14 protein-coding genes are annotated in these 15,509 nt (G+C 55.6%); 4 read left to right on the top strand and 10 right to left on the bottom strand.

Annotation, left to right across the window (positions count from 1 at the left end; all coding sequences use genetic code 11):
* The first annotated feature begins 12 nt into the window (after window positions 1–12).
* Complete coding sequence (mutS, locus tag F6A13_RS07290) at window positions 13–2,622, top strand: DNA mismatch repair protein MutS (protein WP_113525716.1); 2,610 nt, start codon at window positions 13–15, stop codon at window positions 2,620–2,622.
* A gap of 466 nt (window positions 2,623–3,088) precedes the next feature.
* On the opposite strand, the gene F6A13_RS07285 is transcribed toward mutS, so the two are convergent.
* Together F6A13_RS07285 and F6A13_RS15355 are read right to left on the bottom strand one after the other, a co-directional pair.
* Complete coding sequence (locus F6A13_RS07285; RefSeq protein ID WP_012536739.1) at window positions 3,089–3,619, bottom strand: hypothetical protein; 531 nt, start codon at window positions 3,617–3,619, stop codon at window positions 3,089–3,091.
* Window positions 3,606–3,779 (bottom strand): hypothetical protein, encoded by a 174-nt coding sequence (locus F6A13_RS15355; protein WP_012536738.1) that lies wholly within the window; start codon window positions 3,777–3,779, stop codon window positions 3,606–3,608. The genes F6A13_RS07285 and F6A13_RS15355 overlap by 14 nt, the downstream gene beginning before the upstream one ends.
* 130 nt (window positions 3,780–3,909) lie before the next feature.
* On the opposite strand from F6A13_RS15355, the gene F6A13_RS07280 reads away from it, so the two are divergent.
* Window positions 3,910–5,247 carry a phospholipase D-like domain-containing protein gene (locus F6A13_RS07280; RefSeq protein WP_012536737.1) on the top strand — a complete coding sequence of 446 codons (1,338 nt, stop codon included), beginning with the start codon at window positions 3,910–3,912 and terminating at the stop codon, window positions 5,245–5,247.
* Between the two features lie 567 nt (window positions 5,248–5,814).
* On the top strand, window positions 5,815–6,171 hold the full coding sequence (locus tag F6A13_RS07275) for a hypothetical protein (RefSeq protein WP_151528139.1): 357 nt from the start codon (window positions 5,815–5,817) through the stop codon (window positions 6,169–6,171).
* A gap of 130 nt (window positions 6,172–6,301) precedes the next feature.
* Here F6A13_RS07275 and dinB read toward each other — a convergent pair whose 3' ends face one another.
* From dinB to F6A13_RS07250, 5 genes are all read right to left on the bottom strand, one after another.
* On the bottom strand, window positions 6,302–7,426 hold the full coding sequence (gene dinB / locus F6A13_RS07270; protein WP_012536736.1) for a DNA polymerase IV: 1,125 nt from the start codon (window positions 7,424–7,426) through the stop codon (window positions 6,302–6,304).
* Window positions 7,427–7,760: 334 nt separating this feature from the next.
* Window positions 7,761–8,345, bottom strand: a complete 585-nt coding sequence (locus F6A13_RS07265) for a beta-class carbonic anhydrase (RefSeq protein WP_012536735.1) — start codon at window positions 8,343–8,345, stop codon at window positions 7,761–7,763.
* 472 nt (window positions 8,346–8,817) lie between these two features.
* Window positions 8,818–10,101 (bottom strand): HEPN/Toprim-associated domain-containing protein, encoded by a 1,284-nt coding sequence (locus tag F6A13_RS07260; protein WP_012536734.1) that lies wholly within the window; start codon window positions 10,099–10,101, stop codon window positions 8,818–8,820.
* Window positions 10,102–10,212: 111 nt separating this feature from the next.
* The gene (locus F6A13_RS07255) at window positions 10,213–10,629 is read right to left on the bottom strand and encodes a GFA family protein (RefSeq protein WP_012536733.1); all 417 of its coding nucleotides are present in this window, start codon (window positions 10,627–10,629) and stop codon (window positions 10,213–10,215) included.
* A 129-nt stretch (window positions 10,630–10,758) separates the two neighbouring features.
* Complete coding sequence (locus tag F6A13_RS07250) at window positions 10,759–11,397, bottom strand: HNH endonuclease (RefSeq protein ID WP_012536732.1); 639 nt, start codon at window positions 11,395–11,397, stop codon at window positions 10,759–10,761.
* A 277-nt stretch (window positions 11,398–11,674) separates the two neighbouring features.
* On the opposite strand from F6A13_RS07250, the gene F6A13_RS07245 reads away from it, so the two are divergent.
* Window positions 11,675–13,726 carry a DNA topoisomerase 3 gene (locus tag F6A13_RS07245; protein ID WP_012536731.1) on the top strand — a complete coding sequence of 684 codons (2,052 nt, stop codon included), beginning with the start codon at window positions 11,675–11,677 and terminating at the stop codon, window positions 13,724–13,726.
* A 698-nt stretch (window positions 13,727–14,424) separates the two neighbouring features.
* Here the strand turns inward: F6A13_RS07245 and F6A13_RS07240 are convergent.
* From F6A13_RS07240 to F6A13_RS07230, 3 genes are all read right to left on the bottom strand, one after another.
* Window positions 14,425–14,721 carry an addiction module antidote protein gene (locus tag F6A13_RS07240; protein WP_012536730.1) on the bottom strand — a complete coding sequence of 99 codons (297 nt, stop codon included), beginning with the start codon at window positions 14,719–14,721 and terminating at the stop codon, window positions 14,425–14,427.
* Window positions 14,722–14,826: 105 nt separating this feature from the next.
* Complete coding sequence (locus F6A13_RS07235) at window positions 14,827–15,270, bottom strand: type II toxin-antitoxin system HicB family antitoxin (protein ID WP_009567290.1); 444 nt, start codon at window positions 15,268–15,270, stop codon at window positions 14,827–14,829.
* Between the two features lie 11 nt (window positions 15,271–15,281).
* The gene (locus F6A13_RS07230; protein WP_012536729.1) at window positions 15,282–15,494 is read right to left on the bottom strand and encodes a type II toxin-antitoxin system HicA family toxin; all 213 of its coding nucleotides are present in this window, start codon (window positions 15,492–15,494) and stop codon (window positions 15,282–15,284) included.
* Window positions 15,495–15,509 lie beyond the last annotated feature (15 nt).

The raw sequence follows: 15,509 nt of genomic DNA, 5'->3' as shown, positions 1-15,509 counted from the left end.
CAACCCGTCGCGATGGAACAGCGCAGCACACCCGCCCCGCCGCTTGCGGAGCGGGAACGGGGCGCCGGCCCGGTGAATGATCCCGGCGCCCTTCGGCACACCCCCATGATGCGCCAGTACTTCGAGCTCAAGGAACAGTGCCCGGATGCCCTGCTGTTCTACCGCATGGGGGATTTCTACGAACTATTTTTTGACGACGCCGAAAAGGCCGCCCCGCTCCTCGGCATCACTCTCACCAGCCGCGGGCAGAGCGCGGGACGGGCCATCCCCATGGCCGGGGTACCCGTCCAGAGCGTAGATGGCTATCTCGCCAAACTGGTGCGTCTGGGCGAACGAGTGGCCATCGGTGAGCAGATCGGCGACCCCGCTACTGCCAAGGGTCCGGTGGAACGCGCCATAGTGCGGATCATCACCCCCGGCACCATCATTGACGGTGCCCTGCTGGATGGCGGACAGGAGCCCCTGCTGCTCGCCCTGTGTCCGGAAGGCACACATTGCGGCATGGCCTGGCTGGACGCCGCCGGCGGCCGCCTCATGGTGCGTGAAGTGGCCGACACGGCTGTCGCGGATATGCTCGCGCGCCGCCCTGCCGCCGAAATCATCGCCCCGGAAGATACGTCGGTCCCCCCTGGAATCGACCCGAAAAACTTGCAATTTCTGGAGAAAACCGGCTTTCAGACGCGACGCTGCGATGCAGTACTTGAACGCTATTTCGGAGAACGGCTGGTGGGTTTCGGGTGTAATGACTGGCCCCTCGCCCTGCGCGCTGCCGCCGCACTCCTGAACTATGCCGAGACTCGGTTGCGCAGCAGTCTGAGCCAAATCCAGCGGATTCATCCGGAGCGCGCCGAGGAGGAGCTCCATCTCGACGCAACCGCTTTACGGGCGCTGGAGGTGGTGGAAAGCATGCATGGGAATGGCCCTACGCTGCTCGCCTTGCTGCAAAAAACCCAGACCACCATGGGTGCGCGCCTGCTCCGCCGCTGGCTCTTGCGGCCGCTGCGGCAAGGACCCGTGGTGGCGGCCCGCCAGGAAGTCGTCGCCGCACTCACCCCAGGCAGCGGACCGGTTGCCATTCAGAAAGCCTTGCACGGTATCGCGGACGCCGAACGCATTCTCACCCGCATAGCCCTGAACAACGCCAGCCCCCGCGATCTCGCCCAGCTCCGCAGCACCCTCCAGGCACTCCCCGGACTGCGGCTCGTCCTCCAGGAAACAGGGCATCCCGCCCTGGACGTCTTTCATGAGCGCATAGCGCTTTTCGTCAGCCTCCGCATCCTGCTGGAAAAGGCCCTGGTGGACACTCCACCCATGACCCAGCGGGATGGAGGCTACATCCGTGCCGGCCACGATGCGGAGCTGGATCGCCTGCAGCAACTCAGCCGGAATCTGCAGGAGGTGCTGCGTGACCTGGAGCAGCAGGAGCGCCAGCGCACCGGCATCGCTCAGCTCAAAATCCAGTTCAACCGGGTACATGGTTTTTATATCGAAATCGCCCGCAGTTACCAGGGCCCCATTCCCGACGACTATCGCCGCCGCCAGACCACCAAGAACGCCGAACGTTACATCAATGATGCATTGAAAGCGATTGAAGACCAGGCCCTCTCGGCGGAAAGTCTGGCCCTGAGCCGGGAACGTCTGCTCTTCACGCAACTGCTGGAAACCCTATCACCCGAGGTGCCGGCCTTACAGGACGCCATGGCCGCAGTCGCCGAACTGGACGCGCTCAGCACACTGGCCGAGCGCGCCGTCACCCTGCACTGGAGCGCCCCGCATTTCGTCGCGGAACCGGTGTTACACATCCATGACGGCCGTCATCCGGTCGTCGAAGCTCAGATTGGCAGCAATTTTGTCCCGAACGATCTCGATTTTGACGAAGAACGGCGTATGTTGCTCATTACCGGTCCCAATATGGGCGGCAAATCCACCTACATGCGGCAAACGGCGCTCATCGTCCTGCTCGCCCACATCGGCAGTTGGGTGCCTGCCCGCGAAGCGATCATCGGCCCCATCGACCAGATTTTCACCCGTATCGGCGCCGCCGACGATCTCGCCGGAGGTCGTTCCACCTTCATGGTGGAAATGAGCGAAACGGCGCGTATCCTCCATCTCGCCACGGCACAAAGCTTGGTGATTCTGGATGAAATCGGTCGGGGTACGGCCACCCACGACGGCCTGTCCATCGCCTGGGCCACAGCGGAAGCCCTGGCGGAACGGGGCGCCCGCACACTTTTTGCCACTCACTATTTTGAATTGACGGAGCTGGATATGCCCGGTTTGCGCAATGCCCATCTCGACGCTCTGACACAAGGCGATCAGGTCGTGTTTCTACATCGGGTAGAGAGTGGTCCAGCCGCGCAGAGTTATGGACTGGCGGTCGCCCGGCTTGCCGGGGTTCCTGACCCGGTTGTGCAGCGCGCCCGCCAACGCCTCCGTCAACTGGAAGAAAGTTCCAGGCCGTCGCTCAGCCAACCGGCGCCCGCCCAACTCTCCCTCTTCCAGGCCGCTCCCCATCCGGCGGTACACCGATTGAGCCAGGTGGAACCGGACCAACTCAGCCCCAGACAGGCCCTAGACCTGATTTACGCACTCAAAGAACTGGCGAGGCAAGACGGGTTATGAGTGCCAACCAACTCACATGGAAACCCCGATCCCGCCGGTCGAGCCGTCGTCGCGACTTGTAGCTAAGGTATAAACCAAGGCGAAGACCGTACCCGCCTTGGGCGTAGGGCTCCAGCCCAGAGAAAGGCTATGGACGCGGCTTTTAGCGGATTTACGCCAGAAATTACACAGAGAAAAATAAAGGCGCTCGTGGTAGCGCCTAACATTTTGTTTTATCTGGTGGGCGGTGCAGGGTTCGAACCTGCGACCCCTGCCGTGTGAAGGCATTTGCATGCTTGTGGATACTTATTTAAAAAGGAACTGAAAGGCGTTGACAGCCAGTAGAGTGCAACAAATTGCACTCAGAATGCACTCAACCTCTGCCGTCACTACTAAGCAGATCTGCGCTCCGGCCCACACCACCAATGTCCCTCCGCGCGGTACAAATCCGACATAGCCAGCCAGCTCCAAAGTGGTGCGCAAAACATCACTTGATCTGGTCCGCAAGGTCTAATTCAACAATCTCAAGCAGCGATCGCTCGCCACATATGAAGAGCGAGGTAGTCGAGTTGGCAGGATGAATCTGACACCCAAGTCCAATACCATCAAGCCGATCTTTTGTGACATGCCGCCGGCGGGCTATCGGTGTCGTTCCCCACGTTCCTACCTTTAGTTTCAGGTAAACAGCCAGGTCGAACAGGCTCATTCCTCGCACATGCTCTCGCCAGTGCTCAGGTGAGAACGGCTTCCAAAGGTCAACCGATCGGTTCACCGTCTGCATGGGAGTGGGGCCGTATGCCGGATCTCCGGATTCGTAGGGGGCTGGATCAATCTTGATGATCAGGTTTGCTCCGGCCCAGGCCAGGGCATCCTGGCCGAGTCTGCTCCAAGACAGGACCAGGAGTTTGGCCTTTGCATATGGCAAAGGGCTTTGCTCCGGAAGCAAGTCAGCAAGCAAGGAAAGCTCTTTACGCAGGTCTTGCGGGATCGCGTTGAGAGTTGATTCACTCCGCATCATCAATGTCTTCCTCTGGTTCTGCTTGCTGCAAATGGTCAACAGGGCACCGATGCCCATTTATGGCCCAAGCTGCGGCGATGAGCAGGTCTGGCGCCCCCGCCTCGATAAAAGCTCCCCCACAAAGCAGCTCGTCTGGGATCTCGATTTCCTCGTAGTTCATCCCTCTCACCCTCGCTCTGAGTCTGATTCCTGGCCAGGTATAGATCGGACTCGGGTGCGCCTCCTCAGGCATCTCCAGATTCTTTGATCTATACTGCATTGTAATTTTCCGGTCTAAACTAGAGGCATTTATGGCAAAAAATAAATTCCTCTACGCGCTTCTCACGCTGAGCATGCTCATGTCTGGCTGTGCTTCAAACCTGCCTAACGCTGAACGCTTGGCGGCATTGCCGGTGACCGGGCCACCCGAGATCCAAAGCAACGGAAGGGAACTGCCTCCGGCCAAGAGCAAGGCGCTTATGGACAATCTCGAGAAGGAATCAGGCGCCACGAGTATCCTGACGCGGCAGTTAAAGCTGATGGAGGAGATAACCGGCAAGCCGATTATCGCGGGCAACGAAGCGACGCTTCTGACTGGACCCGAGGCCATTGCAATGATGCTGGAGGCCATTCGCGGCGCAAAGGACAACATAAATCTTGAGACGTACGTATTCAGCAACGATAAAACTGGCCGGAAATTCGCTGGTCTTCTACTTCAAAAGCAGGCTGAGGGTGTGCAGGTAAACCTTATATACGACAGCATCGGCAGTATAGATACGCCCGCCGCCTTCTTCCGACGCTTGCGGGCGGGTGGTGTCAACGTCATCAAATACAACCTAACAGATCCTTTCCACCGCGATCACCGCAAGATATTGGTGGTTGACGGAAAGACGGCATTCACGGGTGGAGTCAACATCACCAGCGATGAGGCTAGCAGCGGGGACGAAAAAAACGCGGCAAAACCTTGGAAGGACGCGGACGTCATGATCCAAGGCCCGGCGGTCGCCGCATTCCAGAGACTGTTTTATGATACCTGGAAACGGCACAAGGGCCCCATATTACCAGAACAGGACTACTTTCCTCCTCTCAAGAAAGAAGGCGATGACTACGTCATGGCCATAGGGAGCAGACCCGGGGAGCGGAATCGCCTGACTTATTTGATGTATTATACCGCTTTCTCAAATGCCAAAAATTACATCCACGTTACAGCGGCTTATTTCGTGCCGAATAGGGCAATTATAAACGCACTAACCGGCGCAGCAATGCGGGGGGTGGACGTCCAATTAATACTTGCGACCGAGGACGACGTCCCGATCGCAGTATATGCCGGGCAATCTTACTATACCCATCTCCTTAAGTCCGGAGTCAGAATCTACCAGCTGAAAGGGCGTATCCTCCATGCGAAAACCGCAGTGATAGACGGTATATGGTCAACTGTAGGTTCCACGAATCTGGACATGTGGAGCTTCGCAAACAACAAGGAGGTTAACGCCGTCATAGTAGGGAAGGACTTTGCAGGCAAAATGGAGGCGATGTTCGAAAACGACTTGCGGAATTCAAAGAAGATAACTCTGAAGCAATGGCGGAAGCGGTCGATCTTTGAAAGATTCAAGGAATCGTTCGCGCGCCTGTTCGCGAACTGGCTTTAATCTGCGAAATTGGAGTCCGGCAGAGGATTTCGAGGAAGCTGCGCCGCGAGCGGGTCGGCACGACCTCCAAAAAGCAGGAAAACCGCTCCAAGAGGCGGAGAGAAACGAGACAATAAAGGGTATGGTAGTGATTCTGACTTTTTACCAAGGGTCGGTCGCACAGCACCATTACGGTGTCAAGCACTCTCACCGGAGAAAATGGCAACGAGAACCCGACGGGGCAAGGTCAAGCATCCAAGCAAGAGCGAAACAAGGGGGATTCTGCTTTATGGCTGTAATGTCTGATGATATAAAACCATTTTGTGGTGTGATAATAGCTGTGTTTAATAGAGAACAATTTCTTAAAAGATATTTTCTTTAATTAAAGACTAAAACGGTTACGAATGTTTCATGTGTCATTGCAGATGACGGCAGTACAGATCATTCACTAAATAAGGTGCGTTCTATTATGGAAGACATGGTGCGTGGCACTTGAATACTCGGTGAATAGCACGATTGGATTCTGATGATGCATATTTACTTGATTATCTACAATCCTGTCTTCAGTATATTCAGGAGCATCACGAGGTGGATATGCTATTTGGCGGCTTGGTTGTCGATGGAAATCTTTATACGGTGATGGATGCACGAGATAATAGTAGAACCATTCATATAATGGATACGTGTCAGGGCGCTACTTCGGTAGTGCGTGCAGAGATTTTTCATGCTTTGGGTGGTTTTCCCAACTTGCGTTTCTGGGAGGATTACTTTTTCTTCGAGAAGGCCATATCGCAAAATCTTTGCGTGCATAAAATACATGATAAGCGATACGTTTATTATCGTGGCGAAAATGATGCAGTAGCCGCATCTGACCTTTCTCAGGAAAAATGTAAAAAAACGTTTAATCAACACTTCGTTTCTGGACACTTTCGGGGCCATTTCTGACCCTGATTCTGTCTATCAACTTGTCGATTGTTCTATGCGCAGCAAACGTCACCGGGCGATTTTACGTGCTGCCCACCAATTTCTGAATGACTGCAAACGCTGCATCACCGCCCATTCTCTTGCCATGTTCTTACCGCAGATCGGGGATTCCGTCCAGCAAGTTCAGCTGGCGGGCGCCTCGGCTCGCCGCCTGGATTTGGACGAGGCCGCTCACTGTGATTCCTAGCAGGCGCACGGACGCACCCTGGGGAACTGCTCTATCCAGTAGTTCTGTTAGCAACGCCGCGATGGCTTCCGTGTTCCCGGTGACCTCGGTCGCTGTATGCGCTCGGGTGACCGTGGCAAAATCGGGAAAACGTGCCTTGATGTTCACCGTGTAGCCCGCCAAGGCGAGTGCCTGGAGACGGGCCGCAACCTGCTCGGCCATCTGCTGTAACGTGGCCAGCATGGTCCCTCGATCCTCCAGGTTTTCCGAGAAGGTCCGCTCGGTACCCACCGATTTCCGTTGGCGGGTCGGCTGCACGGGCCGCCTATCGATCCCCCGCGCCACTTCGTAAAACCAAGCTCCAGCCTTACCGAAACACCTAATCAACCTCTCCTGCGCCATCGCCCGCAGATCCGAGACGGTGTCGATACCCATAGCGGATAGTTTTTTTACAGTGGCCGGGCCCACACCATGCAGTTTGCCAACGGGCAGCGGCGCCAAGAAGTCGAGACCACGTTTGGGCGGGATAACGAAAAGCCCCTGGGGCTTACGCCAGTCGGAGGCGAGCTTGGCGAGCAACTTATTATAGGAGACCCCTGCCGAAGCGGTCAGCCTCGTTTCCCGATGAATGCGGTCCAGTATCTCGCGGGCGATTTCGACCGCCAGGATACCATCGGCGGTGGCAGCAGTGACGTCCAGAAAGGCCTCATCCAGCGACAGTGGCTCCACGAGCGGTGTGTAACTGCGCAGGATAGCCATAACCTGACGGGAGGCCTCTCGATAGGCTTCCATGCGGGGACGGACAAAGATTGCCTGCGGGCAGAGGGAGCGGGCCCGTGCCGCCGTCATGGCGGAGTGAATGCCAAAGCGGCGGGCTTCATAGCTGCAAGTGGCCACAACGCCCCGGCCGGCAGGATCGCCGCCGACGATGACGGGCTGACCCCGCAGCTCGGGATAGTCCCTTTGCTCCACCGCCGCAAAGAAGGCATCCATGTCCACATGGATGATCTTGCGGAGTTCGGCACCGTGCTCTGAATTTGGATCCGGCAATGGACAACCCCCTGGACTGATCAGATTCTATCAGGAATCGGCCTGAAGGGGAGACGACACCTTGGGTATCTCCTTGGGCAGAGGGACAAGGAGCGATGAAGATGTTTGCCGATGGGCGAAGGAAAGCGGTAGATTGCGGAGAAGTGGATGGTTGCTGCAGACTGAAAGCGGTCATTAGGTCCAAGGCGTTGATCGAATGCTGGACATTTTGCATTCCAAACAAATAAAAGACCCAACAGCAAGCCGCGGGTCTTATTTCAGGTAGTATTTGTTAGATTTTTCTGCAAGCATTGGGGAATTAGACTCGAAGAGATTTAACTGAACCGAAAGAGGGTTAATTTTTTGCACGCCCGGCTGCACACGCTTCTGGAACCTCAACCAACTTCCCACTATGCACGTCATAGATGTAGCCATAGATTGGAATATCTGAGGGTACTAGTGGATGATTACGAATGCGTTGCACGTCTTCCAGAACGCTTGGTTCCTGTTTACCAATAGTAAGCCATTTAATATAATCGCCTTCTGTAGAGCCACCACCGCCACCCGCATCGTGCCAACCACTCGCATCAATGCTTGCTCCTTTAAGACTGCTGCGCAAAAGATTGCACATAATCTCATCTGTGAATGTCTGCATACCACAGTCCGTATGATGGATGACAAACCATTCTCGTGTGCCTAATAGTTTATAGGAAATCACTAAAGAACGGATGGCATCATCACTTGCCCTGCCACCGGCATTACGGATGACGTGAGCGTCTCCTTCAGCCAGTCCGGCATACCTTGCCGGATCCAAGCGAGCATCCATACAGGTTAAGATGGCAAATCTACGACCAGGAGGCATAGGAAGCTTGGCCTTGTCTCCAAAATCTTTAGTATACTTACTATTCGCTGATAATACTTCGTCTCTGATCTTGCTCATGACATTACACCTCACTGGGTAAGTGGCAAAAATAAATCACGATATTTTAATGTTAGCGGATAATAATTATACCAACTCCACCAACAAGTTAACCGTAGGTTATAGTGGACTCCTCAGTCAAGGAAAAAACACTGTTGGACGAAGCCGATGCGCGGAGGATGTGGTGGCAAGTGTGAGCATCTGAATTCAACATAGAGCCTCAGCCCTCTCGTGAGGGATGGTTTCATTACAACCTGTGAGGTGACCTTATGTGAGCAACGATTGCAGTACTGCCCTACAGACCTGTGAATGACAGCTTCCGCTGCCCTGTCGCCTTGAGCCCTGATGGTCGGCAGTAGACTGGAAGCGGTCATTGGAGTTGGGAACCCGATAATCAAACCGGTCGTGAGAGGCTCCTAGGCACACACGTCTGAATTAACAGACCTGCGCGGCTTTTCGTGCAGGTCTGGTGAAATAATCGGTTGGGCATCGGTTAATCGAAGGCATGGAAAATTACTTCGAGAATTGCTTTCAGGCCAGACCAGTCGTAGCGGTTGATCTCATCTGTAGATGATTTGCATCGTGCACTTTTTTCGCGGAATCGTTCTTGGAGGCGCCCCTTGTACATCACTTCACCTTGATACTTTCCGAGTGATTCGACATAGCCTTTCCATTGAACGGGAAAGTCTTCGCCGTTGGTGAGTATGTCCTTTCCGAGATAAAGCTCGATGCTGGCCGCCAGGCCATTGACATTGAGCGGGACAAGACCGCTAGGACCTAAGGTGGGATAGGCCTCCAACGAACTTAGATTGGGGTAGCTGCACACAGCAATGTTTTGCGGAAGTTGGAGTGAAGCAAGCGAACGCCTTGCATCGCATGCTGCAGTGTCATTGTCGAAGACGGCAATTATTCTATTTGAAATGCCCGCCGCCACAAATGCCTTGACTGTTGTGATAAGACTTCCCGCTCCGCCTTGGGGCCGAGCAGACGCAAAATCCAGAAAGGTGTAGTAGCCGAAAAGATGTGGATAGAGCAGTGCAAGTGCCTCTCGTAGAATCTCAACGTCGGTTGAACCTTCTGTGAGGATGATCCGAGCTGAATTTTCTGGGTGCCCTGCGGTAAGTGCTCGGGTTGAATTGGCGCAAACCGGTTCGTCCTCCTCGTAGTATCCAGCGTGCGCCACCCCGGTAATGTCCTGTACTAATTGGCTATTATTCGGAACAAGCTCACAAGCTACTCGAATGAAGGAGCGAATGTCTGTGCCAAGAAAGCCAAAAGCATAGCGTTCATGATCACCAACAATTCTTTTCACGACGGGGTCAAGATCGATGTCCGTGTCGCCAAATTGGCGAGGCCGGATGCGCTGCGTCAGCACGGTGCGAAGTGCTTCCACATAGCGGTCAAATGTGAGGTTGGTGAAATAGTTAAGATCATCGCAGCACGAACCATCGTCATTGTCGCCAAGCCAAGATGTGTATTTTTCTACTTCCGATATTCGTACATCCTCATAATCTTTGCGTACTCGACGCATCGTAAAACCCATAACGTCGAGTCGCTCGATTGCCTTCCAGACTTCGCAGTTATAAGTGACTGCAACCTCATCATGGTCTTCATCTGGACTTACCTTTCCCCATACCAGTTCATTTCTCTCGGACACTTTCCTAGTAATGACTTGCTTATCGGATTCCTGGAACACCGTCATTACTTCCGGAATGACAAAGCTCTTCGTCACCAATATCGGGTAATCGTCGATTGATAGGTCTGTGTAAGAACCCATAGGCTTCAAACCAAGTCAGATGCCCAACGTGCAGCTTGAGGGACGCTCCGCCAGCAAGCGAAGCTTGCTGGCGGAGCGTCCCTCTCGAAGCGATTGTTGGGCATCACGCGCTCACCAGGGAACGACCTCATCGGAACCGCCGAATGCAGCAGGAAGCGCCTTGTAATGTGGCAAATCATCGACAACGGGAAGAACTGCGTATTGGCACTGAACATGGCATTGGGGTTTGAACTCCTCTTTTGGGAGAAGGTACCCATTCACATTTCGCAAACCATGACTTACAACGTCATTGAACAGGTGTGTGCCACATTCTGCACAGCGCATTCTTGGAAGTGTATTGACTGCCATCGGAATAGGATTTCCTTTGACGACTTCCACAGCCTGTGCCGGGTAGATTGCGACAGGAACATACGCTGCCGCATGAGCTGCCTGACAGTCATCGCAATGGCAATAGAGTTGCGCGATAGGTTCGCCGGTAATACGTAATTCCACGGCACCACAACGACAAGATACTACTTTGGCATTCATAGACTTTCCCTTTTAGCGGTGACCTGAATTGATGCCCAACGCAAAAGGTAAGTGGCAAACAGCGGCGCGCTCGGCACCAACGAAGCAAGCGGGCGTGCCTCGCCGATGTTTGTCTGCTTGACCGCCAGGTTAGGTACGCGCACGGAGATGGCCCCTCAGTTCTTCGATCGACATGCACCCGCCCCGCAGATGAATGACTGCATGGCAGTTGGGACACACAGGAAGCAAATCTGACACAGGGTCGACCTTGTAATTGCCACCCTTGAGCGCAATGGGCGACAAATGATCGACGTGAATGAAGCCTGCTGCAACATCGCCGTAAACCTGCGCGAAAGAAAACCCACAGACGACGCAACTTGAACCGTGAGCTTCCACACACCGTCGCCTCGCCTCAGCATTTCGTTCATAGGCGTTTACGGAGACCAACCGCACTGCCCCCTCGTGCAGATCGGAAGTGTCCACAACCTCATCCGCGAGCGAAAACTCAACCCGCTTCGGATCGAAGGAGTGAGCGACGGGCAGAAGGTACGATTTGTTGAAGAGTTTGGAGTAGTCCTTGGTCTTGACGGAGTTTGATTGGCTGTATGTCTCACAGAAGCGAGCAATCTCCCAGTTTGAAACCAAGCGTTCGTCACCAGTTGAAGGAACGACCCTGAGCCCCCGATCCTCGACCGTGAATCGATACGCCTTCTTTTGCGACAGCGTGCGCCATTCCTCAGACTGAACGACTCTGGCAAAGGCGAGGAACTCGGATGCAGTGAATTTCATGGTGGCTTCCTGCGGACCTAACGTAAATTGTACTGCGCCGGGTTTGCAGCATAACACCCGACATTGCCCTATAACATTTCTGGATCTCCTCGGCTACAACCGTCCTACTTTTTTGATTCTACGTCAATCCGCCCGAATTTGAACGACCGCTCCCGCTGCATCTTGGTCGCTCGGATATAACGTCTGCCAACCAGACAGTAACCGACCCAACAACGATCTATACCCTCGCGTTGGGGTGACGCAGAGCGTCTACCCGGTAGACGATTGAGGGTGCCTGATGAAACTATACATCGCCGAGAAGCCCAGCCTGGGCAAAGGGATCGCCGAGTATTTGCCCGGATCGAAGAGCAAAGGGAATGGCTTCATCCAGTGCGGAGTGGATATCGCCGTGACCTGGTGTTTCGGCCATATATTCGAGCAGGAAGAGCCGGACTTCTATACGCCTGATGATGTTCCCACCACGCCAAAGGGCAAGAAGAAATGGCGATTTGAGGAACTGCCCATATTTCCTGAGCAATGGAAGAAGCGGGCGAAGGATGACGCCAAGGCCCAGATCAAGGTGATCCGGGACCTGCTCAAGAAAGCCTCGTCTGTCGTCAATGCCGGCGACCCGGACCGAGAGGGTCAGCTGCTGGTGGATGAGGTCCTGGAGGAACTCCGCTGGAAAGGACCAACCCTGAGGATCTGGCTGGCCGCCCTCGATGAGCAGTCCGTGCGTAAGGCGCTGGCATCGCTCAAGGATAACCAGGACTACCAGAATCTCCGAAACTCAGCCGAAGCCCGTGCCCGCGCGGACTGGCTCATGGGCATGAATCTCACCCGTGCTTTCACCCTGCGCAACAGCGGCGCTGGGGTCGTCTCCGTGGGTCGGGTGCAGACGCCGACCTTGGCTCTGGTCGTGGCCCGTGATGAGAAGATCGAGCACTTCAAGCCGAAGGACTACTACGTTCCGCGCATCAACGCGGGCTTCTGGGCCACCTGGGAGTTGCGGGAGGATTTCGAGGGGGTCGATGCCGAAGGGTATCTCACCGACGGGAAAGCCGCTGACCGGCTGGTATCCCGGGCCAAGGCGGAAGGCAAGGCGACGGTGAAGGACTTCACCAGCGTGGAAAAGCAGCAGCAGGCCCCATTAGGCTTCTCCCTTGCAGAGTTACAAAAGGTCTGCTCCGCCAAGCTCGGCATGTCGGCACAAAATGTCCTTGATGCGGCCCAGGCGCTGTACGAGGAGCACAAGGCGGCGACCTATCCCCGGACCGATTGCCGCTATCTACCGGAAGAACAGCATGGGGATGCCGGACAGATACTGTCCGGCCTAGCAAAAGCCGGATTTGCGAATCTGGTGAAAGCCGCCGATTCTAACCGAAAGTCGGCCATCTGGAATACGGGCAAAGTGACGGCGCACCACGCCATCATTCCGACCGGCTCCATGCAGGGCACTATGAGCCCCGCAGTGGCCAAAGTCTACGAGATCATCGTCCGCTCCTATCTCGCGCAGTTCTATCCGCCCTATGTGTACCGGGCGATCAAGGCCCTACTGACTTGCACCGGCGAGGACTGGAAGGCGACTGCCAACATCCCGGTCTCCGCAGGCTGGAAAGCCGTGTATGGGATGACCGATGACGATAATGATGACACCCCCGCCCAGCCGATCCCGGCGCTCAAAAAAGGCCAGGTTCTGACCGTCCAGGATGCAGATGTCCAGGCAAAACAGACCAAGCCGCCGGCACGATTTACGGATGGGTCGCTCATCGAGGCCATGAGCAACATCCATAAGGTGGTGGAGGATGAGGCCGCCAAGGCCAAACTCAAGGAAACCTCTGGCCTGGGGACTGAGGCCACCAGGGCTAGCATCATCGAAACACTGCTCACCCGGGGATTCATGGAGCGCAAAGGCAAGCAGATCCTCTCCACCCAGGCAGGGCGGGCGCTGGTTCACGCGCTGCCCAAAGACCTCACGGATCCCGTCCTGACGGCACGCTGCGAAGATGCCCTGTCATCCGTGTCTGAGGGCCGCGTGACGCTACAGCAGTTCGAGGAAGCCCAGCGCAAATTCGTTTCTCGCATGATCGAAGCAGCCAAGGCAGCGACCATCGCCGTTGGGCAAGCGCGGTCCGCCACGAGCGCGCGGGGTAAGGCGTCTACCAGAAAAACGCGGGGCGGCGGACAAAAGGCTGGCCCCGCCTGCCCGGACTGCAAAAAACCGACCATTACCCTGAAGACCAAGAAAGGCGACGCCTTTTTCAAGTGCGAGGGCTGCCAGTCCTGCTGGTGGCCGGACAAGCAGGATGCCAAGAAGGTCGGAACGAAGTGGAGCGAGAAAAAAACATGAGCGAGACAATTTGTTGCTTCCTGAGATCGTCTACCCGGTAGACGAACCCCGCTTTTCCTGCCGCAGGACATCTGGTCGCGTTATCCCCGCAGCTCCACCGCCTTGTGGACGGCTCGTTACCGTGTAACGACCAGCCGGTACACGTTCCGGCTTGCCGACCACAACCCAGAGGGCCGCCGGGGGTCCAGTTGGACCCCGCTTCGTTGTCTGGGCTTCGGACCGTGGATCGCGGGGATAACGCTCCAAAAAATCGTCTACCCGGTAGACGCTGGACCCAGAATCGGTAAATAAAAGCGTATTCCCGCTGAACGCTGCTCTAAAAAATCGTCTACCCGGTAGACGAAAACGCCAAAAAAGCGTCTACCGAAAGAAAAGCGGAACGCAAGATAAAGAAGGGGTCATGTGGGCGTTTTCCGGGAAGACGGAACCGTTTTCCGGGAAAACGTGGCCCGCGTGACCGTCTACCCGGTAGACGATCGCCCGCCCCGCTGCCCTGCCCTGCCCTGTCCCCCAAAAAACAACTGAAGCGCACAATGCGTGGAACGATGCTTGTCAGGAAGATCTCTTCGCTCGATCCCTGTTGTAGCAGTCCTGGTTGTCGTGCGGTGATAGCACACCGGAGCTATCCAGGCTCAGAAAACGGTCAGTTCGGGCGAGCATAGTCTAATAGTCGGTGGCTTTACCGATATGCTTGGCCATCATCGGCCCTGAGGGCCCGGTTTTGCCGTAAGTTCAATCCCCAGGACCTTCATGACTGCTAGCGTGGTCTTGAGCGTCGGATTGCCGCGTTCGCTGAATGAGCGGTACAACCATTCACGCGAAAGACCAGTTTCCCCAGCGATCTGGGCCATTCCCTTGGCGCGGGCCACGACGCCCAGCGCGTGCGCAATGTAGCCGGCGTCTGCAGATTCAAACGTACCGGCGATGAAGGCTGCGATGGCGGCGTCTGATGTCAGCCCTTCGGCAGGGTCAAAAGTAGGCAATTTTTCACTCATGGTCATTCACTCCATTCAGCAGCCAGGCGCTTCGCCGCCTTGATGTCCTTCTCTTGCGTGCGCTGTCTACCCGGTAGACATGGCGGGCTGCTTCTTGGCGCTGCGTTAAGCCGCAACCATCGTTTGCCGCTGATCCTCGATGATGATGCCCGCGCCCAGGACGGCCAGCGCCGCGATAACCCTATCCATGCGCGATGCGTGGTCCATATCCACCAGACGACGGATGGCGCCTTCAGATAGGTGAAGGCGTCGCGCCAGTTCCGTATTGTTGACGCCTTCTGATTGCATCGCTGATCTCAATGCCAACTTGGCCGCTACCAGCGCCGCTACTGGCACCAGGTATTCGCCTTGTGCGGGGGTGGAGGGTGAGGGAACATCTTGCTGGTCCAGCACGTAACCTGCCAGTGCCGCGCCCAGCGCATCGCTCATGGCTTGCAACGCCTCGCTTTCGGTGGCGCCGCTGGTGATGGCTTCGGGAACATCACGAGAGGTAGCGAGGAACTCACCATCCTCGTCCTTTACCAGCGTTACAGGGTAAACATATCGCATATTAAACTCCTTTATAGGTCATCCGGACTAATGCCCAGTTGCAGACACATTGCTTTTAGCAAACCTATGCCGATCTCTTTCTTGCGGTCTTTGAGCGTGGTGAACCTGGTGCCGTAATAGAGGCGTCCATGGCTACCATGGCCGTGGCGCCTATCGAACCGCACCGGTTGTCCGGTTTTCTGACCTAACCGCTTCACACGCTTTTCAAACTCCGACCCGGTCATCGAGCACATCCATTC

The organism is Acidithiobacillus sp. 'AMD consortium', assembly GCF_008926505.1.
Lineage (GTDB): Bacteria > Pseudomonadota > Gammaproteobacteria > Acidithiobacillales > Acidithiobacillaceae > Acidithiobacillus > Acidithiobacillus ferridurans.
Note: the sequence above shows the minus strand (reverse complement) of the source record. Positions and strands in the feature narration are given on the sequence as shown.